The sequence below is a fragment of the Mesorhizobium sp. WSM4847 genome (assembly GCF_055811335.1).
In genome coordinates this window covers 1-5,660 of the sequence record NZ_JBVVPY010000059.1, presented here as the reverse complement: position 1 = coordinate 5,660, position 5,660 = coordinate 1, and the positions used below count along the sequence as shown (strand labels likewise).

General features: G+C 62.7%; 5 protein-coding genes. 4 read left to right on the top strand and 1 reads right to left on the bottom strand.

Annotated elements, in window-relative coordinates; genetic code table 11:
• Positions 1–292 precede the first annotated feature (292 nt).
• Positions 293–766, bottom strand: coding sequence for a VOC family protein (locus tag AC0L28_RS34205; protein WP_473482873.1), 474 nt, complete (start codon positions 764–766; stop codon positions 293–295).
• 276 nt (positions 767–1,042) lie between these two features.
• On the opposite strand from AC0L28_RS34205, the gene ilvD reads away from it, so the two are divergent.
• The 4 genes from ilvD (at position 1,043) to AC0L28_RS34185 (ending at position 5,587) form a co-directional block, all read left to right on the top strand.
• On the top strand, positions 1,043–2,887 hold the full coding sequence (gene ilvD / locus AC0L28_RS34200; RefSeq protein ID WP_473482871.1) for a dihydroxy-acid dehydratase: 1,845 nt from the start codon (positions 1,043–1,045) through the stop codon (positions 2,885–2,887).
• Positions 2,888–2,915: 28 nt separating this feature from the next.
• A complete protein-coding gene (locus tag AC0L28_RS34195) occupies positions 2,916–4,226 on the top strand; it encodes an amidohydrolase family protein (protein ID WP_473482869.1) in 1,311 nt (436 codons plus the stop codon).
• Between the two features lie 46 nt (positions 4,227–4,272).
• Entirely contained in the window at positions 4,273–4,527 is a 255-nt protein-coding gene (locus tag AC0L28_RS34190; RefSeq protein WP_473482867.1) for a hypothetical protein, read from the top strand.
• 139 nt (positions 4,528–4,666) lie between these two features.
• A complete protein-coding gene (locus tag AC0L28_RS34185; protein ID WP_473482865.1) occupies positions 4,667–5,587 on the top strand; it encodes a DMT family transporter in 921 nt (306 codons plus the stop codon).
• Positions 5,588–5,660: the final 73 nt, after the last annotated feature.

Sequence of the window (5,660 nt, the reverse complement as noted above, 5' to 3'; positions counted from 1 at the left end):
CTCCCGGCGAAGGAGAAAACTGTCACCCATGCAATCAGTCCATTCTGTTACCTATCTATCCGGTTCGGACACCGGCACCTTCTCCCCGTATAGTGACGGGGAGAAGGGGGGCTGGCCGCAACGCCAACGCCCTTCCTGCAACGTGGGTAATTGGCGAAATCATGTATGAGAGCGCCCCTCTCCCCGTCACTATACTTGGAGAGGATGCCGGCAGGCAGGTGAGGGACGGCGCCGACTTTGGCAGTTGATATTCCCAAAATCGCGCAAAGATCGCCTGTCGGGAGCGTCTCACTCACCCCCTGGCGGCCTCTTCGATCTTGGCGATGTCGATCTTGGTCATTTGCATCATCGCCTGCATGACGCGGCCGGCCTTTTCCGTGTCGGGGTCCTGCAGCAGCCTCGGCAATTGCTCCGGCACGACCTGCCAGGAGACGCCGAATTTGTCCTTCAGCCAGCTGCACTGGCTGGGCTCGCCACCGCCCTCGATCAGCCTGTCCCAGAAATAGTCGACCTCCTCCTGCGTCTTGCAGTCGATGGACAGCGAGACTGCCTCGGTGAACTTGAATTGCGGCCCGCCGTTGAGCGCCTGGAACTGCACGCCGTCGAGCTCGAAATAGGTCACCAGCACCTTGCCCTCATTATCGCCGCTGCCCTTGGGCCAGCGCATCACGCTCAGCACCTTCGAGTTCTTGAAGATGGAGATGTAATGGTTCATGGCCTCCTCGGCCTGGCCGTCGAACCACAGGCAGGGGGTGATCTTTTGCATTTTCTTGCTCCTCGGGCTGTTTTGGCTTGTTTTCACGGGTCCAACGGCCGACTGGCGATAGATGCCGGTCGCCGCCGTCTGCCCAAGGACGCTCAAACAAAACACGATCCGACAGCACCTCTGACTTTTTTTACTGCCTGGACCGGCTTGCGGTCTTTGGCTCAAGATCCCGGCGCATCGCAAAACCGTGGCCAGACCAGACGGTGGCGTATATAACGCCGCTCAATTCCGGTTTTCCGCCCCTGTTCGGACGACGCAAACAGCAAGGACAGTTTAATGCCCGCCTACCGTTCCCGCACCACTACCCATGGCCGTAACATGGCCGGCGCCCGCGGCCTGTGGCGCGCCACCGGCATGAAGGATTCCGATTTCGGCAAGCCGATCATCGCTGTCGTCAATTCCTTCACCCAGTTCGTTCCGGGCCACGTCCATCTCAAGGATCTCGGCCAACTGGTCGCCCGCGAGATCGAGAAGGCCGGCGGCGTCGCCAAGGAGTTCAACACCATCGCTGTCGACGACGGCATCGCCATGGGTCATGACGGCATGCTCTATTCGCTGCCTTCGCGCGAGCTGATCGCCGACTCGGTCGAATATATGGTCAACGCCCACTGCGCCGACGCCATGGTCTGCATCTCGAATTGCGACAAGATCACGCCGGGCATGCTGATGGCGTCGCTGCGTCTCAACATCCCGACCGTCTTCGTCTCCGGCGGCCCGATGGAGGCCGGCAAGGTGGTGTTTGCCGGCAAGACGCAGGCGCTCGATCTGGTCGACGCCATGGTCGCGGCTGCCGACGACAAGATCTCCGACGAGGACGTCAAGACCATCGAGCGCTCGGCCTGCCCGACCTGCGGCTCCTGCTCGGGCATGTTCACCGCCAATTCGATGAATTGCCTGACCGAGGCGCTCGGCCTTTCGCTGCCCGGCAACGGTTCGACGTTGGCGACGCACGTCGACCGCAGGCGGCTGTTCGTCGAGGCCGGCCACCTGATCGTCGATCTCGCGCAGCGCTACTACGAGCAGGACGACGACACCGCGCTGCCGCGCAGCATCGCCTCGAAGGGCGCCTTCGAGAACGCCATGACGCTCGACATCGCCATGGGCGGCTCGACCAACACCGTGCTGCACATCCTGGCTGCCGCGCATGAGGGCGAGATCGATTTCGGTCAGGACGACATTGACGCGCTGTCACGCAAGGTGCCGGTGTTATGCAAGGTTGCCCCCGCCAAGGCGGATGTGCACATGGAAGACGTCCACCGCGCCGGCGGCATCATGGCGATCCTCGGCCAGCTCGATAACGCCGGACTGATCAACCGCGACCTGCCGACCGTGCACACCGCAAGCCTCGGCGAAGCGCTCGACCATTGGGATATCTCGCGCACGTCAAGCCAGAATGTCCGCGACTTCTTTCTGGCGGCCCCGGGCGGCGTGCCGACGCAGGTCGCCTTCAGCCAGGATCGCCGCTGGGACGAACTCGATCTCGACCGAGAGAAGGGTGTCATCCGCTCGGCCCAATATCCTTTTTCCAAGGATGGTGGCCTTGCCGTGCTGAAAGGCAACCTGGCGCTCGACGGCTGTATCGTGAAGACCGCGGGCGTCGATGAATCGATCCTGAAATTCACCGGCCCGGCCAGGGTGTTCGAAAGCCAGGACGCCAGCGTCAAGGCGATCCTGTCCAACGAGATCAAGGCCGGCGATGTCGTCGTCATCCGCTACGAAGGGCCGCGCGGCGGCCCCGGCATGCAGGAAATGCTCTATCCGACCAGCTATTTGAAGTCGAAGGGCCTCGGCAAGGCCTGCGCGCTGGTCACCGATGGCCGCTTCTCCGGCGGCACCTCCGGCCTGTCGATAGGCCATGCTTCTCCCGAGGCGGCGGAAGGCGGGCTGATCGGGCTGGTGCATGAGGGCGATACGATCGAGATCGATATCCCGAACCGCACCATCCGGCTTGCCGTCGACGATGCCGAACTAGCCGCCCGCCGCGCCGCGATGGAGGCCAAGGGAGCCGCCGCCTGGAAGCCCGAGGAAAAGCGCAAGCGCAAGGTGACGATGGCCTTGCGCGCCTACGCCTCGATGGCGACCAGTGCTGCAAAGGGTGCGGTAAGGTATGTGCCGGAATAGGTTCGCTTCTTCAAAGGGATGACGGTAGATGGATTTCGACCTTATCGTCCGCGGCGGCACGCTGCCCGACGGCAGGATCGCCGATATCGGCATCATCGGCGAGACGATCGCGGCCATCGAGCCGGAGCTGAACGCTGGCGCGGGCACGGCGATCGACGCCCATGGCAATCTGATCTCGCCGCCCTTCGTCGATCCGCATTTTCACATGGACGCCACGCTCTCGCTAGGCATCCCGCGCATCAACGTGTCGGGCACGCTGCTCGAAGGCATCTCGCTGTGGGGCGAACTGAAGCCGCTGTTGACGCACGAAGCGGTGCGCGACCGCGCGCTCGCCTATTGCGACTGGGCAGTGTCCATGGGCCTGCTCGCCATCCGCAGTCATGTCGATATCTGCGATACCAGGCTGCTGGCGGTCGAAGCCCTGCTCGATGTGAAGAAGACCGTCGCGCCCTATATCGACCTGCAACTGGTCGCCTTCCCGCAGGATGGGTTTTATCGCTCGCCGACGGCGCGCGATAACACCATCCGCGCGCTCGACATGGGTGTCGACATCGTCGGCGGTATTCCGCATTTCGAGCGCACCGTGGCCGACGGCACGCGTTCGGTGACGGAACTGTGCGAAATCGCGGCAGAACGCGGCCTCATGGTCGACCTGCATTGCGACGAGACCGATGATCCGCTGTCGCGCCATATCGAACAACTGGCCTATGAGACGCAACGCCTCGGCCTGCAGGGCAGGGTCGCCGGCTCGCATCTTACGTCGATGCACTCGATGGACAATTACTATGTCTCGAAGCTGTTGCCGCTGATATCAGAGGCAGGCGTCTCGGCGATCCCCAATCCGCTGATCAACATCATGCTGCAGGGCCGCCACGACACATTCCCCAAACGCCGCGGCCTGACGCGGGTCAAGGAAATGCTTGCCCACGGCATCCGCGTCGGCTGGGGCCAGGATTGCGTGCTCGACCCCTGGTATTCGCTGGGCACCGCCGACATGCTCGACGTCGCCTTCATGGGCCTTCACGTCGCCCAGATGTCGAGCCCGGCCGACATGGCGCGCTGCTTCGACATGGTCACCAACGTCAACGCCGCCATCATGGGCCTCGACCATTTCGGCCTGTCGGTCGGCAAGCGCGCCAGCCTCGTCGTCCTCGATGCCGGCGATCCGGTCGAGGCCTTGCGCCTGCGTCCCGAGCGACTCTGTGTCATCGCCAGGGGCAAGGTGGTGGCCGAGCGGGCCAGGCAGGAAACACGGCTCTCGATCGCCGGACGGCCGGCAACAGTAAACCGCAGGCATCGCCGGTCTCAAAACTCCATCGATCAGATTGATAGGTCCTGACCGCACGTCTACAATCAACCTCCAGTTTTATGCCGAGGAGGATGTCATGTGGCACAAGGCGGCGATGGTGGTCGTGTTGGCGGCGACCTGTGCAGGCTGCATGACGGCCAAAGACCGTCGTGCCGCGGACGAGGCGAAATGCCGATCCTACGGCTTCGTCAGGAAGAATGATGCCTTCGCCGAATGTCTGCAGCGCATCGATCTGGCGCGCCGCGCCGAGCTCAGAAGTGCGTCGGTCTTCGATCCTTGGGATAGGCCGGTGATCTATCGTCCGGTTATCATTCGGCCACGGCCAAAGTAGGCCGTTGCGATCGTCCGTACAGGCCCAGCCGATTTCCGGTCCCTGGTTGGCCGGCTTCCCGATTTCCACTCGTCAAAGCGGCCGCTTGCGTCTACGACGCTGCTCACCGGGCTTTCATGCGGGAGGAAGCGACATCGGCATGGCACAGCCAACAGCCCAGAATTCAACGTTCAGGAACGTGCTTTTGGCTGGCATTCTGCTGATGCTGGCCGGCGATTTCCTGTTTGCTTTGAATGATGCGATGGGCAAATGGCTGGTCGCCAGCTTTTCCGTCGGCCAGGTCGTGCTGATCCGTTCCATCGGCGCCTTTTTCGTGCTCGGTCCGATGATCGCGCGTCAAGGCGCGGCCAGGCTGTTCCGCATGGAGCGCCTGGAACTGCAGGTCTTGCGCGTCGTCATGACGACGCTCGACACGGCGCTGTTCTACGCCGCCGTCGTCTATCTGCCGCTCGCCGACGTCATGAGCTTCTACATGGCAGGGCCGATCTACGTGGCGGCGCTGTCCCACCTGTTGCTTGGTGAAAAGGTCGGCTGGCGCCGCTGGATGGCGATTCTGGTCGGGTTCTGCGGTGTGCTGATCATGCTCGAACCGTCCTCGGCCGCGTTTTCGCTGTCGTCGACCTTCGCGCTGGCCGGAAGCATTTCATTCGCCTTCGCGATCATTCTCAACCGGCGGTTGCGTAGCACCAGCGACACCTCGCTCGTTACCTGGCAAACCATCGGCACGCTGCTGATCGGCGGGTTTCTCACCATCGGCAACTGGCAGACGCCGTCCTCGCTCGATTTCGGCGCCATGCTGCTTCTTGGCATCGTCTCCTGCGGCGCGCATCTGATGATCACCAGGGCGCTGAAGCTGGCGCCGGCGTCGACGCTGGCGCCGCTGCATTACAGCCTGCTGCTGTGGGCCGTCATCTTCGGGCTGGCCTTCTTCGGCGACATGCCCGGCCCGCGCATCCTGATCGGCTCGGGCATCATCGTGCTGGCCGGCCTGTTCATCTTCCATCGCCAGAAAGTGGTCGACACGTTGCCGCCCGAAAACGTGCCGAAAGGTGTCAACTAGGTGTTTAGTCCCGGCATTTGATGGGTGGGATCGAATCGGAACCGTTCAGGCTCTTTTGCCCAGATTTTGCAGA